Source organism: Arthrobacter sp. L77, from assembly GCF_000816565.1.
GTDB classification, from domain to species: Bacteria; Actinomycetota; Actinomycetes; order Actinomycetales; family Micrococcaceae; genus Arthrobacter_D; species Arthrobacter_D antioxidans.
In genome coordinates this window covers 687,771-705,645 of the sequence record NZ_JWSU01000004.1, presented here as the reverse complement: position 1 = coordinate 705,645, position 17,875 = coordinate 687,771, and the positions used below count along the sequence as shown (strand labels likewise).

At 67.0% G+C, this 17,875-nt stretch carries 15 protein-coding genes and 1 pseudogene; 10 read left to right on the top strand and 6 right to left on the bottom strand.

Annotation, left to right across the window (positions count from 1 at the left end; translation table 11 throughout):
* Positions 1-67 precede the first annotated feature (67 nt).
* The 8 genes from rpmH to RY94_RS05870 all read left to right on the top strand — a co-directional run bounded on the left by rpmH (position 68) and on the right by RY94_RS05870 (position 6,011).
* The gene (rpmH, locus tag RY94_RS17190) at positions 68-205 is read left to right on the top strand and encodes a 50S ribosomal protein L34 (protein WP_022892375.1); all 138 of its coding nucleotides are present in this window, start codon (positions 68-70) and stop codon (positions 203-205) included.
* 82 nt (positions 206-287) lie between these two features.
* Entirely contained in the window at positions 288-668 is a 381-nt protein-coding gene (gene rnpA / locus RY94_RS17185) for a ribonuclease P protein component (protein WP_082046092.1), read from the top strand.
* Entirely contained in the window at positions 665-1,027 is a 363-nt protein-coding gene (gene yidD / locus RY94_RS05895; protein WP_442853437.1) for a membrane protein insertion efficiency factor YidD, read from the top strand. The genes rnpA and yidD overlap by 4 nt, the downstream gene beginning before the upstream one ends.
* Before the next feature lie 2 nt (positions 1,028-1,029).
* Positions 1,030-1,992 carry a membrane protein insertase YidC gene (gene yidC / locus RY94_RS05890; RefSeq protein WP_043442659.1) on the top strand — a complete coding sequence of 321 codons (963 nt, stop codon included), beginning with the start codon at positions 1,030-1,032 and terminating at the stop codon, positions 1,990-1,992.
* Complete coding sequence (locus RY94_RS05885) at positions 1,989-2,546, top strand: Jag family protein (protein WP_043442657.1); 558 nt, start codon at positions 1,989-1,991, stop codon at positions 2,544-2,546. The genes yidC and RY94_RS05885 overlap by 4 nt, the downstream gene beginning before the upstream one ends.
* Positions 2,539-3,207: a 16S rRNA (guanine(527)-N(7))-methyltransferase RsmG gene (gene rsmG, locus RY94_RS05880; protein WP_043442654.1), complete on the top strand. Its 669-nt coding sequence runs from the start codon at positions 2,539-2,541 to the stop codon at positions 3,205-3,207. The genes RY94_RS05885 and rsmG overlap by 8 nt, the downstream gene beginning before the upstream one ends.
* A gap of 307 nt (positions 3,208-3,514) precedes the next feature.
* Positions 3,515-4,402, top strand: coding sequence for a ParA family protein (locus tag RY94_RS05875; protein WP_082046160.1), 888 nt, complete (start codon positions 3,515-3,517; stop codon positions 4,400-4,402).
* 76 nt (positions 4,403-4,478) lie between these two features.
* Positions 4,479-6,011, top strand: coding sequence for a ParB/RepB/Spo0J family partition protein (locus RY94_RS05870; RefSeq protein ID WP_043442652.1), 1,533 nt, complete (start codon positions 4,479-4,481; stop codon positions 6,009-6,011).
* A gap of 2,617 nt (positions 6,012-8,628) precedes the next feature.
* Here the strand turns inward: RY94_RS05870 and trxA are convergent.
* From trxA to RY94_RS05845, 5 genes are all read right to left on the bottom strand, one after another.
* Positions 8,629-8,955 carry a thioredoxin gene (trxA, locus tag RY94_RS05865; RefSeq protein WP_043442650.1) on the bottom strand — a complete coding sequence of 109 codons (327 nt, stop codon included), beginning with the start codon at positions 8,953-8,955 and terminating at the stop codon, positions 8,629-8,631.
* Between the two features lie 27 nt (positions 8,956-8,982).
* Positions 8,983-10,017 (bottom strand): thioredoxin-disulfide reductase, encoded by a 1,035-nt coding sequence (gene trxB, locus RY94_RS05860; protein WP_052274116.1) that lies wholly within the window; start codon positions 10,015-10,017, stop codon positions 8,983-8,985.
* A 194-nt stretch (positions 10,018-10,211) separates the two neighbouring features.
* Entirely contained in the window at positions 10,212-11,822 is a 1,611-nt protein-coding gene (locus RY94_RS05855; RefSeq protein ID WP_043442648.1) for a hypothetical protein, read from the bottom strand.
* A gap of 74 nt (positions 11,823-11,896) precedes the next feature.
* A complete protein-coding gene (gene murJ / locus RY94_RS05850) occupies positions 11,897-13,624 on the bottom strand; it encodes a murein biosynthesis integral membrane protein MurJ (protein WP_043442646.1) in 1,728 nt (575 codons plus the stop codon).
* Positions 13,625-13,696: 72 nt separating this feature from the next.
* A complete protein-coding gene (locus RY94_RS05845) occupies positions 13,697-14,176 on the bottom strand; it encodes an NUDIX hydrolase (protein ID WP_052274010.1) in 480 nt (159 codons plus the stop codon).
* A 192-nt stretch (positions 14,177-14,368) separates the two neighbouring features.
* Here RY94_RS05845 and RY94_RS05840 point away from each other — a divergent pair, with 192 nt between their 5' ends.
* Positions 14,369-15,814, top strand: coding sequence for a CCA tRNA nucleotidyltransferase (locus RY94_RS05840; RefSeq protein WP_043442643.1), 1,446 nt, complete (start codon positions 14,369-14,371; stop codon positions 15,812-15,814).
* A complete protein-coding gene (locus RY94_RS05835) occupies positions 15,811-16,461 on the top strand; it encodes a histidine phosphatase family protein (RefSeq protein WP_052274009.1) in 651 nt (216 codons plus the stop codon). The genes RY94_RS05840 and RY94_RS05835 overlap by 4 nt, the downstream gene beginning before the upstream one ends.
* A gap of 10 nt (positions 16,462-16,471) precedes the next feature.
* Here RY94_RS05835 and RY94_RS18690 read toward each other — a convergent pair.
* Positions 16,472-16,996, bottom strand: a pseudogene (locus RY94_RS18690) (DUF418 domain-containing protein); the annotation flags it as partial.
* Between the last annotated feature and the right edge of the window lie 879 nt (positions 16,997-17,875).

Below are 17,875 nucleotides of genomic sequence, written 5' to 3'. Positions count from 1 at the left end.
TCAGTCTGTTCTTCCCCCTTGTTGCAATGGGCCGGACGCATCTCAAGATCGTTCTGGAGTAACTACAGTGAGCAAGCGGACTTTTCAGCCGAATAACCGCCGCCGTGCCAAGAAGCATGGTTTCCGTCTTCGCATGCGCACCCGCGCTGGTCGTGCCATCCTGTCGGCGCGCCGCGGCAAGGGCCGTACCGAACTCTCGGCATAAGCGGTTCCTCCCTCGCCATGCATCCTTCGGATGATCGCGTCGGCATGGGCTTCCCTCCTTCAGCGAGGATCAGGTCATCCTCATGCTCCCGATGATCCACCGAGTGAGGACGGCAGCGGATTTTGCACGTACCGTACGTTCCGGCGCCCGATCAGGGCGCCGGAACGTTGTGCTATACGGCGCAAGGACCACGGAGACCGCCCCGTCGAGGGTCGGATTCATCGTCGGCAAGAACGTGGGGAACGCTGTCACACGCAACCTCGTTAAACGGAGGCTGCGCCATCTGGCGGCGGAGTGGGTCGACGCGAATCCTCGCGGGTACGACGTCGTCGTCCGCGCCCTACCGGCGGCCGCCGAGAGTGACTGGTCGGCCCTGACCAAGGATTTCGGGAGCTGTGTGTCCACGGTCGCCCGGAAGCTGGGGGGCCTGGAACCACCGGGAAGGCAGGGCGGAGTATCGTGAGTGAGGTCGCTCTCCGAGTGCTGGCCTTCGTCGTCGGGATCCCGCGCCTGACGGTGATCGGCTTCCTGATCGCGTACCGGAAGGTCGTCTCTCCGTTGTACGGGCCGGTGTGCCGGTTCTACCCGAGCTGCTCGGCGTATGCCCTCGAAGCCGTGACCGTCCATGGGTTCCTTCGCGGCATATGGCTCGCCTCCAGGCGGCTGATGCGATGCCACCCCTGGAACGCCGGCGGTGTGGATCACGTCCCGCCGGGTGGCAGGCGTTTCCCCGAGGGGAACGTGCCAGCGATAGTTGTGTTGAACCACCCGGTGATTCCGGCCGATGACGAAAGCCGCCCCGCGGCCCGAGGAGCAGACTGATTATGGGTTTTTTTGAGACGATCCTGACACCGTTCAGGTGGCTCGTGTCGTGGATCATGTTCATGTTCCACGAGGGCTTCACGTTCCTCGGAATGAATCCCGCATCCGGGTGGACCTGGGTGCTGTCGATCATCGGCCTCGTCGTCGTCATCCGCGCCGCGCTCATCCCGGTCTTCGTCAAGCAGATCAAGGCGCAGCGCGGCATGCAGGCGCTCCAGCCCGACCTGCGCAAGCTGCAGCAGAAGTACAAGGGGAAGACGGACCAGCTCTCGCGTCAGGCGATGACGCAGGAACAGATGGCCCTGTACAAGAAGCACGGGACGAATCCGTTCGCCGCATGCCTGCCGATCCTGATCCAGATGCCGTTCTTCTTCGCCCTGTTCACCGTGCTCAACGGGATCTCCCGGGCCAGCGAGGACAACGAGGGAATCGGTGCGTTGTCGCCGGAGTCCGTCCGGCAGTTCGACGACGCGACGATCTTCGGCGCCCCCCTCTCGTCGACGTTCCTCGGCAGCTTCGGCGCCGACGGGAACATCAGCGTCATCATCCTCTCCGTGGTCATGATCATCGCCATGACGGCGTCGCAGTTCATCACGCAGAAGCAGATCATGGCGAAGAACATGTCCGAAGAGGCCATGCAGAGCCCGTTCATGCGTCAGCAGAAGATCATGCTCTACATCCTGCCGCTGGTGTTCGGTATCGGTGGCATCAACTTCCCCATCGGTGTGCTGGTCTACTGGACCACGACCAACGTATGGACCATGGCGCAGCAGTTCTACGTCATCCGCAGGATGCCCACTCCGGGGTCGCCTGCCGCCAAGGCCCTCGCGGACCGGCGAGCCAAGAAGGGCCTGCCCGTGGCTCCGCTGCTCGGGGAGCGGAAGACCGAGCCGGTCGTGGAGACGGTGCCGGAGCCCCGAGGCCAGCGTGTTCAGCCCCAGCGCAAGAAGAGGAAGAGGCGATGACGGTAGACAACGAAGAGCAGACCGCCGGCCACGAGCCGGAGCCCGACGACGACGTCGAGGCCACCCCGGCGAGCAAGGCATCACGCCTCGACGAGGAGGGTGATGTCGCGGCCGACTACCTCGAGGAACTGCTCGACATCGCGGATATCGACGGAGACATCGACATCGAGGTCCGCAGCGGCCGCACGTACATCTCGATCGTGTCCGAGGACGCATCCGACACCGGGCTCAGCTCCCTCGTCGGGCGTGACGGCGAGGTGCTCGAGGCCCTGCAGGAGCTGACACGGCTCAGTGTGCTGACCGCGACCGATGCGCGGTCGCGGCTGGTCCTAGACGTGGACGGCTACCGTGACCGGCGCGGGCGTGAGCTGACGAAGATCGCGCAGGACGCCGTCGAGAAGGTCAGGGAGACCGGGGAGGACATGGCGTTGGCGCCGATGTCCGCCTACGAGCGGAAGATCGTGCACGACGTCGTCGCCGATCTGGGTTTCCTCAGCGAGTCCGAGGGTGAGGGACAGGCGCGGCACATCGTGATCTCCCCCAGCGATGACTGATCCTGCCGGTACCGATGCAGGCGTCCCTGAACCGACGGCCCGGGAGCTGACCGCGGCTTCAGCCGTCTTCGGCGCCCGGCTCGGGCTGGCCCGCGGTTTCGTGGCTCATCTTGCCTCGTCCGGCATCGAACGGGGGTTGCTGGGGCCGAGGGAGGTACCTCGGCTCTGGGGTCGTCATGTCCTGAACTGCGCAGTCGTGGCAGAACTCATGGCGGCAGATGCCTCGGTCGTCGACGTCGGCAGCGGCGCCGGGCTGCCCGGACTGGCGATCGCGATCGCGCGACCGGACCTGCGCCTCGATCTGGTCGAGCCGCTCGAGCGGCGCGTCATCTGGTTGAAGGAGGTCGTGGACGATCTCGGCCTGGACAACGTGGCGGTGCACCGGGCGCGCGCGGAGGAGATGGCGGGCATCCTGCACGGCGACTACGTGACCGCGCGTGCGGTGTCCGCCCTCTCCACGCTCGCCGGGTGGACGATCCCCCTGACCAGGGCCGGAGGACAGGTCCTCGCGATCAAGGGACGGAGTGCGGGCGAGGAGATCGACAAGGCCCGCAAGGTGATCCGGAAGCTCGGCGGAGGAACGGCGGAGATCGTCATGGCCGGCGCGGACGTCCTGGAGGAGCCCACGACGGTTGTGCGGATCCCGGTCCGTCCCGCCTGATTTTCCGCCCTGCCCCCGTGGCGTCACCGTCCCGTGCGGCACGGGTTATCCCGTTACCCTTGTAGATAACGACGTCTGGCATGTGAGAGTGAGCTACTGAGTGACCATCAAGGACGCCCCCGCGAAGAAGTCCGAGCCATTGCTGGCTTCCGGACGCCCTCTTGCCGTCGGATTGCGCGAGATACAACCGGGACAGTTTTCAGACCCGGCAAATACCGGAGTGCTTGTTTCACGTGAAACCACGCCGTCCGCGTCGGACTCCGTCGGCTCCCCTGCAACGAAGAAGCCGGTGAAGGGCAAGAGCGTGATGGAGGCGATGGATGACTCCTCGCCCCTGGGGCGCGAACTCGCGAGCGAAACCAGACGCCGCGAGAAGCTCCTGGGCAAGGAGCTCCCCCGACCGAAGAGCACGCGGATCATGACGATCAGCAACCAGAAGGGCGGGGTGGGCAAGACCACGACGACGGTCAACATCGCCGCCGCCCTTGCAACAGCCGGACTCCAGGTACTGGTGATCGACATCGACCCCCAGGGCAACGCATCGACCGCCCTGAACATCGATCACCACGCCGACGTGGACTCGATCTACGACGTCCTCATCGACGACGTCCCGCTGGGTGATGTCGTTGCTGCCTGCCCGGACGTACCGAATCTCATCTGCGCACCGGCCACGATCCATCTGGCCGGAGCGGAGATCGAGCTGGTCTCCCTCGTCGCCCGTGAGCAGCGTCTGCGCCGTGCCATCGAGGTGTACGCCAAGCAGCGCCAGGAGAAGGGTGAACCGCGCCTGGACTTCGTCTTCATCGACTGCCCGCCGAGCCTGGGACTGCTGACGGTGAATGCGTTCGTCGCGGCCAAGGAAGTCCTCATCCCCATCCAGTGCGAGTACTACGCGCTCGAGGGGCTCAGCCAGCTCCTGAAGAACATCGAGATGATCCAGAAGCATCTCAACGCCGATCTCTCCGTCTCGACGATCCTCCTCACGATGTACGACGGACGCACGAATCTTGCGGCCCAGGTGGCGGCGGAAGTACGCGAGCACTTCCCCCAGCAGGTGCTGAAGGCGGTGGTGCCGCGTTCCGTCAGGATCTCGGAGGCGCCGAGCTACCAGCAGACCGTCATGACGTACGACCCCTCATCCAGTGGTGCCCTCTCCTACCAGGAAGCCGCGGCTGAGATCGCTTCGCGGTCCTGACAACGGCCGATCATCGGTCCGTTGGGCCCGCAAGACGTAGAGCCGGAGCTTCGCTCCGAATCGTGGAAGGAATGACATGGCGGAAAAGCGGCGTGGCCTGGGCCGAGGACTGGGTGCCTTGATCCCCAGTGCCCCGGCTGAGGAGATCCCCGAGACGATCGAGCGTGAGCGGGAGCCCGAGAAGCGCGCGGCCCGCGAGTCGGACAACGCTCCCATGTCCCGGAAGCAGGGGGGAAGGCCGGTGGACCTCTTCTTCGAGCGTGTCACCGAGGACGACGTGGCAGAGCAGCCGCGATCGTACTCGTCGGCCCTCCGCAGCGGAATCAACAAGAACGTCCTCGACGCGCAAACCAAACGGGTTGCGAAGGGCTCGTCGAGGAAGCCGACCAGCACGTCGGAATCGTCGCGCGGAGCAAAGTCGCCCGTCAAGGAGGACTCCGCCGCCCCGGACGCCGCAGAAAATGCTGCGCATGCGGTCGAGGACGCCCCTGGACCCGGGAGCACGGCTGACCTGGACCCGGCGCTGCAGGTCCTCCCCTCCGGGGAGGATACGACGGACGGTCGTCCCTCCGACGGTATCGATGCTCGGCGGGACAGTACGGAGGAGACTGCGACCCTTCCCGACCGGCAGGGTGCCGTGATCTCCCCTCCTGCGGCGGATGACACGACTGCTGCTCCTGCCTCTGCCACGCAGGATTCGTCGGTAGGCGTTTCACGTGAAACAAGCGAGAAGACCGCCCCGGCCCCGACGCCGGCCACGGGTGAAGCGCTTTCACAAGGTGAGCTCGTCGACGTGCCCGGGGCGACGTTCGCCGATCTGGCGCTCGACAGCATCCACCCGAACCGCAAGCAGCCCCGTACCGAGTTCAACGCCGACGAGCTCGCGGAGCTGGTCCACTCGATCCGCGAGATCGGCGTGTTGCAGCCGGTGGTGGTGCGCCCGTCGAAGGAAGTAGGGGACGCTCCCTACGAGCTGGTCATGGGCGAGCGGCGCCTGCGGGCGTCGCGCGAAGCCGGGATGGAGACCATCCCCGCGATCATCCGGTCGACGCTGGACGACGACCTTCTCCGGGACGCCCTGCTCGAGAATCTTCACAGGAGCGCCCTCAACCCCCTGGAGGAGGCTGCCGCCTATCAGCAGCTGCTCGATGACTTCGGATGTTCGCATGACGAGCTGGCGGGTCGGCTCGGTCGCTCTCGTCCCCAGATTTCCAACACCCTTCGGTTGATGAAGCTCCCGCCCCTCGTTCAGCGTCGCGTGGCGGCGGGGATTCTCTCTGCGGGTCACGCGCGTGCCCTGCTCGGTCTCGCGGATCCTGCCGACATGGAGAAGTTGGCGCAAAGGATCGTCGCCGAGGGGTTGTCGGTCAGATCCACCGAGGAGATCGTGGCCCTTAGCGGCGGGCTGCGGCGGGCGAGCAAGCCCTCCACGCCGAGGGATGGCGCACGCCATGAGCGCCTGGATTACCTTGCCACGTCCCTGTCCGACCGGCTCGATACCAATGTGAAGATCACACTGGGTGCAAAGAAGGGCCGCGTGAGTATCGAGTTCGCGAGCGTTGACGATCTCAACAGGATCATCGGCGTTCTGTCACCTACGAACGACTGACGCATCCCAGCTGTATCGACGAACCCCGAGGGGCCTGTTTCACGTGAAACAGGCCCCTTCTGGTATCTCCCGCAGGCCGGCCACCTGCCGGCGATGTGTCACGTGACCTCTTCGATCGAAAGCCGTAAGCCACCGGTGTGTGCTCACGATGTGCGGGGCCTGGTGCCGGACGCGCTGGTGACATTGGGCCGATCGGCGACACCGTCCGAGGGGTCGGGTGCCCTGAGGGACGAATGCGGGACGGTTGGTCATCACCGAGGATGCTGCGAGCAAATAAGGTACTTCAACGGACGAGGCAGTCGTGAGCGTTCTCAGGTCGGCTGCATCGCGTACGGCGCCCCTCAGCTTGTCTGTCCCCGAGTGCTCCTTGGAGCATGTTTCACGTGAAACCGGCGGACCAACGGCAGCGAGCAACGTTCTTTCGTCGCACAGAGTGGGTTCGAGTTCACTGCTTCTGGATTGGAGGCTGACGACACATCGTGGTCCTGTGACTCCTGGTGGGGTCGGGAGTCATGGTCAGGTCACCAGGTGGCGACCTCTCCGGGCGAGCAGTAGGACACCCATGAGCGACGATGGTCGTGCCGGTGGCCGGTGGCCCGGGCAGGTCTACTCGATGGTCGTGGTACAGGCGCGACGTGGCGCTGCCTCGAGGGTGCCTTGCTTAGCCGCGGCGTGGTGCTCCCCGCGAGCTGGATGCGCGAGGTCGCAGGTTTCACGTGAAACACCGCTTCGCCGTCCATGACACCTCGCATCGGTCACGTGCGTCTCGTCTTCAGGGTGCCGACCGGTGGCATGCACGAAGAACCCGGCACGCTGGCATGCAGTAGCCGAATTCTCCGGTCGAGCTCGCGCTACGTCGATCGCCGGAGCCGGAGCGCGACGCGCGTGGCCCTGCCGTCCGGACGGCCAAGCCGTTCGGTGCCCGTAATGGCAGGACGCGGGTTGGGCACTATCGCGGGAGGCACGCGGCGTACCTCAGGGTGCAGGTGGAGGCCACCGGTTGTCCTACAGCAAGGGAGCCACGAGCAATGTTTCACGTGGAACACGGCGTCGAGTAAGGGCGGGCGGTGTTTCACGTGAAACCACATCAACAAGCGGTATCAGATCAGCGCCTGTCCTGGTCATGGAGTGGTGAGATGCGACGCCGCTGTGGGCGTGTGGACGGTACCAAGGGCGGGCGGCAGGCCTCCGGTGAGGAGCGGCTCAGCGGTGCGGTGGCAAGGAGGTGGAGCGCGACTGCACGGTCAACGTACGATAGGCAGGCCGGCCGCCCAGTACTGCGGTGAGGGTCCTCCTTTGGCCGTCTCCGACGCTCTCGAGAGATAGGTCCACGACGCTGGTCCGCCAATAAATCAACGTTAGGCGGTGGGCTTTGTGATGCAGCTTGCCGGGCCGGCGTCCATACGTCAGCAGTTCGCTCGAAGGCGTGTGAGAGCTGCTGCCCGGCTTCAAGGACGGTGCCCGTCAGCACATCCGCGTGAGCGCATCCGTTCTGAGGATCAGGCGGTCGTCCCCAGCTGCAGCTCCAGGACCCGGGCCCGATGGTAGAGCGCACTGAGGGTGTTCGATCGCGGTTGGCCCTCTAGGTATCGCTCGCTTGCCTCGCCGGTCAGTCGTCCCTCGCCGGTCAGTCGTCGAGGTCGAGCCGGCTCACCGACCGAGCTGCTGGCATCGCGGACACCGCCCTGGTTCCGCTCGACGATGTTGTCGACCTTTACAGAGGGAGCCCTCCGCGCGTGGAGGCCGCACGCCTGCATTCCTCGAAAGTTGCCTCCCGAGGAACACCGGCCGTAATGACTTGCTACTCGAGGACGGTGTTTCACGTGAAACGGCAGGCTGGGTCGGCGTCCTTGTAGTTCACCGTCGGCAATGGCACGGAGGAACCAACCCATCCGCAACCACGAGCTGAAATCAGAGCCGTTCGGCGCAGGAGCCGGTCAGCGGGTCATCGATGCCGATCCGGTACCGGTGCCAGGCGTCGAAGCCGATGCGACGTCGGGAAGGGAGCCGATCGCGATCCCGACTGCGACCGGACCTGGCGCCCTCTGCCGCCGGAGCATTGCACCACCGGATGCACAGCGGCAGAAGGGCATCATGTCCTGCCGATCGGAGGTCGGAGAGGCGCCTTCACGGCACCCGAGGGTTTGCACCCCTCCGAGCATCAACAGTCGTCCGTCCGACCGTTAAACAACGTTTTGACGGTGTTTTCAGGGGAGCTACGAGGATGAGGCCCACTGTTTCACGTGAAACGGTCTATGGAATGGGGTCCTCGCACCGGGCGTGGGCCTTTCGACAGCCGTCGAGCCACCCATCGAGCAGGATCGCCACGTGAGGCCATCGAGCGGGCTCCGAGGTCTGCGACAGCTCACCCACCCGGTGCCGCACGACCCCGGAGCCTTCGCTGCTGTACTCGCGGAAGGGGGGCCTCCGAGGGCCGATCCATGAGCCGCATCGGCCGCGGAGATCACGAGGAATCCCCGGGTGATGGGAGGGCTACCACGTGGCTGGGAGTGGCCAGCGGACCCGGAAGAGCTTCCTCACGCCGCACGTAGGGAGCCGGACACGCAAAGATGGGCCCGTCGGATCGATCCGACGGGCCCCTCCACCTACTCGGCGATCAGTTGATGAACGCCGCGAATTCCTGCTCGAGGACCTGCTTCGGCTTGGCGCCGATGGAGGTCGCCGCGACCTCTCCACCCTTGAAGACGTACACCGCGGGAATCGACGTGATGCCGTACTTGGCAGCAATAGCCGGGTTGTCGTCGACGTTGACCTTGACGACGTCGATCTTCTCGCTGTGCTCGGCGGCGATGTCGTCGAGGATCGGCGACAGCATGCGGCAGGGGCCGCACCACTCGGCCCAGAAGTCCACGATGACGGGCTTGGTGGCCTGCAGGACGTCAGCGTCGAAAGACGCGTCCGTCACATCCTTTGCGTTGCTCATTGTGTTGCTCCTTGCGTAGTTGATCGATCAGAGAGTGGCTGATTCGGAGACTGCTTCGGCCGGAGGGGTGGGGACCCGGGCGGCCGTGAGGGCCCCGCTGACCGTGTCGGCCAGATAGTGCTCCACATCGAGGGCTGCGACGCAGCCACTGCCCGACGCGGTGATCGCCTGGCGGTAGGTCGGATCGATGACATCACCGGCGGCGAACACACCGGGCAGCGAAGTCTTCGACGTGCGGCCCTGGACGGCGATGGTGCCCTCGCTGGTCAGTTGGAGCTGGTCCTTGACGAGGTCCACGCGTGGATCGTTCCCGATTGCGACGAAGATGCCGGTGACGTCGACGTCGCTGGTCGAGCCGTCGACGGTGCTCGCGACCTTCACCCCGGTGACCTTGGCGGCACCGTGGATCCCGACCACCTCGGAGTTCCACAGGAAGCGGATCTTCTCGTGGGCGAGGGCCCGATCCTGCATGATCTTCGACGCCCGGAGGCTGTCGCGGCGGTGGATGACCGTGACGGAGCGCGCGAACTTCGTCAGGAACAGAGCCTCCTCCATGGCGGAGTCACCACCACCGACCACGGCGATGTCCTGGTCCCGGAAGAAGAAACCGTCGCAGGTTGCACACCAGCTCACGCCGTGCCCTGACAGCCGCTTCTCGTCGTCGAGGCCGATCTCGCGGTATTCGGAACCGGTCGAGATGATGACCGCCCGTGCGAGGAACTCCTCGCCCGTGGCGATGGTGAGCTTCTTGATGTCACCGGAGAGTTCTGCGGAGACCACGTCCTCGTAGAGGATCTCGGTACCGAACCGGCGGGCCTGCTGCTCGAACTGTTCCATGAGCTCAGGGCCCATGACACCCTCCGGGAAACCGGGGAAGTTCTCGACGTCGGTGGTGTTCATGAGTTCCCCGCCGGCCTTGACCGAACTGGCGATCATGAGGGGCTTGAGGTTGGCCCGGGCGGTGTAGACCGCGGCAGTGTAGCCGGACGGTCCGGACCCGACGATGATGACGTCGTGGATCTTGTGTTCACCACCGGAAGCATCTGCCGTGGGTGTTTCCAGCTGGACATCGGTGTGCGTTGTCACGTGTTCGGAAGACCTTCCTGTCTGTTCCTGCGCTGATACGGCCGTGCCGGGCGTTCTCGGGGGACACCTCCCACAACGGAACCGCTGGTGCGGTTATTCCGCGGGGGAAGGGTGCCCGGGCTCGCTCCGATGCGTGCCCCACAGGATCGCGGAGCACGCGCCGCAGGGGATCAGCTGACCTCGATCTCGGCGATCCTGAGCCCGAACGGGAACTGGGCCTGGATGTTGGAGAGCCGGGGTAGCTGCGTGAAGTTGATGATCACGTACCGTCCCGTGACGGGACCGTCCGGGCCGGCGGGGATGGGGAGGTTCGCCGTCGGCGCGGTGAATCCTCCCTGGGCGATCTGCTCGGCGCCGTCGAGCGTGGGCTGGTCGTTCACCAGGACGGAGAATGTGCCGCCCGCCGCGTTCAACTGGTCGATGGTGACCTGCGTGATGGTGGACTCCTCCTCCAGTTCGACGACGAGCGCCAGATTCGTGGCGAGGCCTCCGAAGGTGTCGCTGGCGTAGACCTGATTGCCCCAGAAGGTCGCAGGGTTCCCGTCGATGATCAGCGGCAGCGTCCTGTCATTGCCGGCGTCGAGCCCGGGATTGTCCGGTACGAGTCGGGTGATGCCCGTGATCACGGGAGCCACCGCCGCAGGGGTCGGCTCCGCGGAGGGAGTGGCCGGAGCCGTCGTCGGGGCCTCGGCGGGTGCGCTCGTGGCCGGGACGGGAGCGTCGTCCGCGACGGGCCGGCTTCCGCTGAACACCGACCCGAGGTGCGTCGTCGCCAGGACCACGGCGACCACCAGGACGACGGTGAGCACCACCCCGACGAGGACTCGGGTGAACTTCCGCCCGCCGCCGTCGCTGTCGTCGTAGTCGTCCCGGTCCGCCTGTTCCGTGTCGTACTCGTCGGAATCGTCGGAATCGTCGGAATCGTCGGAACCATCGGTGGGGGCGTCGTCGTCGTTGTACGCGGACAACGGGAACCTCGAGGCCGGCCGCGCGGCCTTCTGCGCCCCGCCGGCGGAAGCAGTTCCAGCCGCGGACGTGGCGCTGACGCTCGATGCCGCTCCTGCTGCGGCGCCGGCCGCCACGGCGGCGGGGTCCAGGCGTTCCGGACCGTTCCCATCATGCGACCCCGCCGAACCTGCGGCCGACGCCCCGCCGGGCCGCCGGTTCGGCGGCGGGGGAACGCGGTGCGAGGACGACCGCTGGTCGGCCAGTGGCTGCGCGGCGGCCGGCTCGGCTGCGACGGGCTCGAGATCCGAGGTGTCGTCCTGCTGTTGGTTCCCGGGACCTCGTCGACTGAAACGCTGTGTCAGGCCGGACAACCGCGAGGGGCGCTGCGGCCTGGCGTCGTCCTCGTCGTAGTGGTCGTCGTCCTCGTAGGTCTCGGGTTCCGTGGAACGCGGTCGGCCGAAGATCTCGGAGCCGAGCGTGTCGGTGAAGAACGGTTCGATGTACGGCGCGTCGTGGGCCGGGGCGTCCTGCTGGACGATCAGGTCGAGCATGTCGGCGGCAGGTGCGCGGTTGGTCACCAGGTAGGTGCCGGAGTCGGTGATGCCGAGGTCGAGGACCTGGATGTTCCCGTTGCGGTCCCCCGTGGCCAGTTCCCGGGCGCTCGTGGCCACCTGCGAGGCATTGCCGGCCGAAGCGACGAGGATGCTGACGGCCCGGTTGAGGACCTGGTCGACGCCGTCGAGCACGAGATCCTTCTCAGCAGATGCCAGCACGTAGGCGGTCACCTTGTAACGGCCACCCAGCACTGAACCGACGTCTACTGCTTCTGGCACGTGTTCCTCCCCGGAAACCCTGGCTGATTTTTACCCATGCTACCGGTCGGTCGTCCCATTCCCGGGCTGGTGGGTCAGGCGCCGCTCCGGCGGAATCGAGCGAATATCGGGCCCGTGAGTTCGGTGAGTTCGGTGACGCGCAGCAATTTCAGCATGACGAGGTACACGGCCAGCATGAGGACGCCGCCGATCGCGAGCACGGCGATGGCGTTCAGTTTCGACTGCCAGAGGAAGCCGTCCGCGCTGTATCCTCCGAACGCCCAGCACAGTGCGGTCCCCGCGATCGCCGCCACGATCCCGGCCAGGGTGAGGCGGACATGGACGTCGAAGACGTGTCCGGCGCCGTAGGAGCCGATCTTGCGGGTGAGGAACAGATGGCTGACGACGACGGCGATCGCGTTGCCGAGCGAGTAGGCGACGGCCAGCATCGGTACGATCAGCCGCGGATCGAACGTCCCCGCGACGAGGGCGAGGCCGACCCCTACGGCGGACAGGATGAGCTGGATCTTCAGCGGTGTCCTGACGTCCTCGCTCGCGTAGAAGACGCGGTTGAGGAAGAAGTTGGCACTGAGGAACGGGGCGCCCACGGCGAGGATCGCGATGATCACCCCGTTGATGGCCGCGCTCTCCGGCGACTCGCTGAACAGCATGCCGAGGGGACCGGCGAAGGCCAGCAGGGCGGCGGCGCCGAACACGGTCGCCACACCGATGATGCGCAGGCCCTGGGACAGGGTGGCCCGGACGGTGGGGAGATCGCCGTCCGCATGCGCTGAGGACAGCTGGTTGAACATGACCGTGGCCAGGGACAGAGCGATCACGGAGTGCGGCAGCTGGTACACCAGGGCGCCGAGCTCGAGGCTCGTCCACCCCGCGATCTGCACGGGGGGATCCTGCGCGAGAAGCCCCTCGCGCGCATCGCCGGCGATCGTGGCGATGTTCAGGTTCACGAGATAGAGACCGTTGCCGATGAGCATCGTCAGGATCGTCACCGACGCGAGCTTGCCCGTCCGCCCGAGGCCCGTGCCGCGGATCCCGAACTTCGGCCGCAGGCCCAGGTTCAGGCGCTTCAGCGGGATGAACATCACCAGTGCCTGGATCACGATGCCGAGCGTGGTCCCGCCCGCCAGCAGCACCGTCTGCTCGAAGGTCCAGGAGTCCGGACTGTGCCGTTCCGCCTGCTCGCCCCCCATCAGCGCGATGAAGACCACCAGGAAGGCGATGGACACGACGTTGTTGACCACGGGAGCCCACATGTACGGGCCGAACGAGCCGTTGGCGTTCAGGATCTGACCGGTCACCGCGTAGATCCCGTAGAAGAAGATCTGCGGGAGGCACCAGAAGGCGAACACCGTGGTCAGGGCGAGGTTCGCCCCCGTGAAGCTCGTCGCCACACCCACGATGACCGGCGCGGCGAGCGTGACCAGCACGGTCAGCACGAGCAGGACGACGGCGGCGAGGGTCAGGAGGCGGCTCACATAGTCCGCCCCCCGGTCCGCCTGCTTGCTGGCCCGGATGATCTGGGGCACCAGGACCGCGTTGAACACACCCCCGGCCAGCATCAGGTAGAGGAAGTTCGGCAGGCTGTTGGCCGAGGTGAAGAGGTCCGAGACCTGACCCGCAGCACCGATCGCCGTCGCCAGCAGGGCCACCCGGACCAGGCCGAGGATCCGCGAGACCAGGGTGCCGGCGGCCATGATCGCACTCGACCGGACGGCGGAACCGCCGCGCGGTGCCGAAGGGTCATCGCGGACCGGGTGACCGGGCTCCTGCAGGGGTACCGAGGCTGTGTTCGTGTCAGACATCGCTCCCCATCGTCTCACCGATGGGACGGCGACGGCGCGCCGCGACCCGCTCGTGCTGGTCGCCGGCCGGACTCAGAGGTGCTCGGGCAGGACCTCGCGGGCGAGGTCGGCGATCCGCCGTTCATTGGGGAAGGACAGGCGGCGGCCGAGATCCTGCAGGGGCACCCAGGCGACGTCGACGGCCTCGTGATCGGGATCGTTCTCGATGGTGAGGTAGCCGCCGGTGCTGATCAGGAGATAGTGGTGGACGGTCTTGTGCACGCGGTGGCCGCTTACCGTGAACCAGTAGTCGATGCTGCCGAGCGCGGAGACGATCCTGCCCTCGATACCCGTCTCCTCGGCGATCTCCCGGACTGCCGCTTCCTCGTTGTTCTCCGCGCCCTCGGGGTGGCCCTTGGGCAGGCACCATTCGAGGCGTCCGCCGCGGTTGAGGCGGGCGATGATGGCGACGTCGAGGGTCTCCTTCGACGCGTCGACGACGATGCCGCCCGCGGACACCTCCTCCACCGTGGGCAACTGGTGCTGCACGGCAGGCATACCCGTGGTTCCCATTGACACTGTCAACGGGGTGCGCTTCGGAGCACTTGGAACGGGTCGGTCCATGCAGACCACTCTAACGATCTTTGGCACGGGGCGACGACGACCCGGCCCCCGGCCTGCCCGTTTCCGGGGCAGTGTCACGGCATCGTGCGGCCCGGTCCCCGGTGTGGGAAACGGGTGCTGATCTGGCACCCTTGAGAGACTATGGCGCACCTGCTGGACACTTCGACCCTCACCGCACCCCTCCCCTCCGTCGTCCTCGAGGTCGGCGGACTCTTCGCCGCCGCGGGCCATGAGCTCTCGCTCGTCGGGGGGCCGGTGCGCGATCTCTTCCTCGGCAGGGTGTCGCCCGATCTGGACTTCACCACGGACGCGGACCCGGACCAGATCCTCGCGGTCGTCAGGCGCTGGGCGGATGCGTACTGGGAGATCGGCCGGGCGTTCGGCACGATCGGCCTCCGCAAGGACGGCTACCAGATCGAGATCACCACGTATCGCGCAGAAGCGTACGACCCGTCGTCGAGGAACCCGACGGTCGCCTTCGGCACGAACCTCGACGACGACCTCCAGCGCCGCGACTTCACGATCAACGCCATGGCCCTCAGGCTGCCGTCCCTCGAACTCGTCGACCCGTTCGGCGGTGTCCGGGACCTGCACGCGGGCGTCCTGCGCACCCCCGGTACGCCGTCGTCGTCGTTCTCCGACGACCCGCTGCGCATGATGCGCGCCGCGCGCTTCGTCTCCCAGCTGGGTATGGTTCTCGCCCCGGAGGTGACGGAGGCGATGACGCACATGTCCGAGAGGATCTCGATCATCTCCGCCGAGCGCGTGCGGGACGAACTGGTGAAGCTCCTCCAGGGCGCGGCGCCCGACGCCGGGATCGACCTCATGGTGGAGACCGGACTCGCGGAGCACGTGATGCCGGAGGTCTCCGCCCTTCGGCTGGAGACGGACGAGCACCACCGCCACAAGGACGTCTACCAGCACTCCCTCACCGTCCTGCGCCAGGCGTGTTCCCTCGAGTCGGACGAGGACGGCCCCGTCCCGGGGCCCGACGTCGTCCTGCGGCTCGCCGCCCTCCTCCACGACATCGGCAAGCCCGCAACCCGGAAGTTCGAGCCCGGAGGCGCGGTCAGCTTCCGGCACCACGACGCCGTCGGCGCGAAGCTCGCCGCGAAGAGGCTGCGGGCGCTGAGGTTCGACAACGACACCATCAAGGCCGTCGCGCGTCTCGTGGAGCTGCACATGCGGTTCTACGGCTACGGCGAGGCGGGCTGGAGCGATTCGGCGGTCCGCCGCTACGTGAGCGACGCCGGACCCCTCCTCGAGCGGCTCCACCGCCTCACACGCTCCGACGTCACCACCCGCAACCGGCGCAAGGCCGAACGGCTGGCGTTCGCCTACGACGATCTCGAGGCGAGGATCGCGGCGCTCGCCGATCAGGAGGAGCTGGCGTCGATCCGCCCCGACCTCGACGGCGAGCAGATCATGGCGCTGCTCGGGGTCCGCCCCGGCCCCGTGGTGGGTCGCGCCTACCGCTTCCTCCTCGAGGAACGCATGGAACACGGCCCGCAGGACCCCGCCGATGCCCAGACCAAACTCCGCCAGTGGTGGAGCGAGCAGCCCGAATCCCAGGAGAGCACACCATGAAGCCGTTGTCAGGCGCCGCAGCACCGGACCTCACCCCGTCCGGGACACCCCTGCCCCGCCTGTGGCTGCTCCGGCACGGCGAGACGGAATGGTCCAGGGACGGCCGCTACACGGGCCTGACCGATCTTCCCCTGACCGGATACGGGGAGGAGCAGGCGCTCGCCGCGCGCGAGCACCTCCAGGGCATCGACTTCGACCTCGTGGTGACCTCGCCCCTGCAGCGCGCGGTCCGGACGGCCGAACTCGCGGGGTTCCCCGACGCCGAGGTGCTGCCCTACGCCCACGAGTGGGACTACGGCGACAACGAGGGGCTGAACAGTGCGACGGTCCGCGCGGAGAACCCCGGCTACCTGATCTGGAACGACGGCGCACCGCACGGCGAGACCCTCGACCAGGTGGCGGAGCGGGCGGACCGCGTCATCGCCCGCGTCCAGGCCGGATGCGGCACTGCCGCCGACGACGACCCCGGGGCGACGCCCGTGCAGAACGCGTTGCTCGTGGCACACGGCCACTTCCTGCGGATCGTCGCGGCCCGCTGGCTGCAGTTCGGCGGCATCGAGGGCCGGCGGTTCGTCCTCGGCACCGCCGCGGTCTGCGCGCTCGGCTGGGACAAGCACACGCCCGCCATCGTGCACTGGAACCTCTAGGTCGATAGATCTACGCGCCGTCGGGCCCCGGCTCCCGCCGCGGCGCCCGGCGGGCGAAGCTCCGGAGGGCCCACTCGAGCGGTCCGGTCCGGTACCTCGCGAGGATGAGGCGGCTGGCAGCAGCCTGCCCGGCGAAGAGCACGACGACGACCACGACCACGAGCGTGGCCGGGAGGCGGTCCATCAGGCCGAACCCGTACCCGGTGAAGACGAGGCACAGCACGGCGGACTGGGCGAGGTAGTTGCTCAGTGACAGGCGCCCGGTCGGGGCGAGCACCGCGGCGACGGCGCGTCCGGCGCGTGAGCCCAGCACCAGCAGGAGGGACGCGGCGTAGCCCACGGTCACGAACGGGGACGCCACGACCGAGATCCCGGTGGCCAGGAGCGGCACCGCACTGCCGTCGGCCCACACATCGAGATAGGCCGAGTACGCCGCGCCGGCCAGCCCGAGGGGGAGGGCGAGGACGACGACGCGCCACAGCACGGCGCGGTCGGGCACCGCCGGCCGGAGGACGCCCAGCATCGCCAGGGCGGAGCCCGCGAGGAAGGCCGCGAGGGCGAGCGGACCCTGGAAGAACACGACGGAGGGAAGAACGACACCGTAGGTCGCCGCATTGGCGGCCAGTGCGGCGGCAGGGGACGCCGTCGGCACGATCGGCGCGCCGGCAGTGCCGGCCGCACCGCCGACGGGCAGGAGCACCGCCACGGTGACGAGGAGCAGGGCCATCCCCAGCGTGATGCCGATCGCGAGACCGAGGCGCGCGCGTGGCGCGAGGGACCCGGCAGCGAGCAGGATCGCTCCTGCCAGCGCGTAGGTGAGGAGGATGTCGCCGTAGAACAGGGTCAGCCCGTGAACGACGCCGAGGACCCCGAGGAAGACGAGGCGCCGTGCGACGAGGCGTGCCGGGTCCCTGCCGGGCGCCGCCGCGAGCACGACGGATCCGTAGCCGAACAGCAGCGCGAACAGCAGGTAGAACTTGCCCTCGAAGAACGTCACGACGGCGAACCGGATGACGAGGTCCGCCCGTGACGAGGTGGACGGATCCCGACCTCCCGCCAGGTGGGACGAGTCGGCGAAGAACCACACATTGACCATGAGGATGCCGAAGAGGGCGAATCCCCTCAGGGCATCGATCTGGACGATGCGTGAGCTCGCGGCCGTCGGTGCCGACACCCGATGTCCACCTTTCCCCGAAAATATCCGGACCAATTCATCCGAAGGGCTATCCCTGCGCATATTTCATACGGTAGCTTTATCCACGTGCCATTGGGTCATCCCAACTCGAACAGTTCGTACCTCGAGCAGCGAGGGAACCCATTACCGCATGACTGCAGGTCACTCGACGGAACGGAGGTGGAGATCGTGAATACCATGCTCGGCGGAGCCTTTGCCCGCCGCACCGATCCCGCCTTC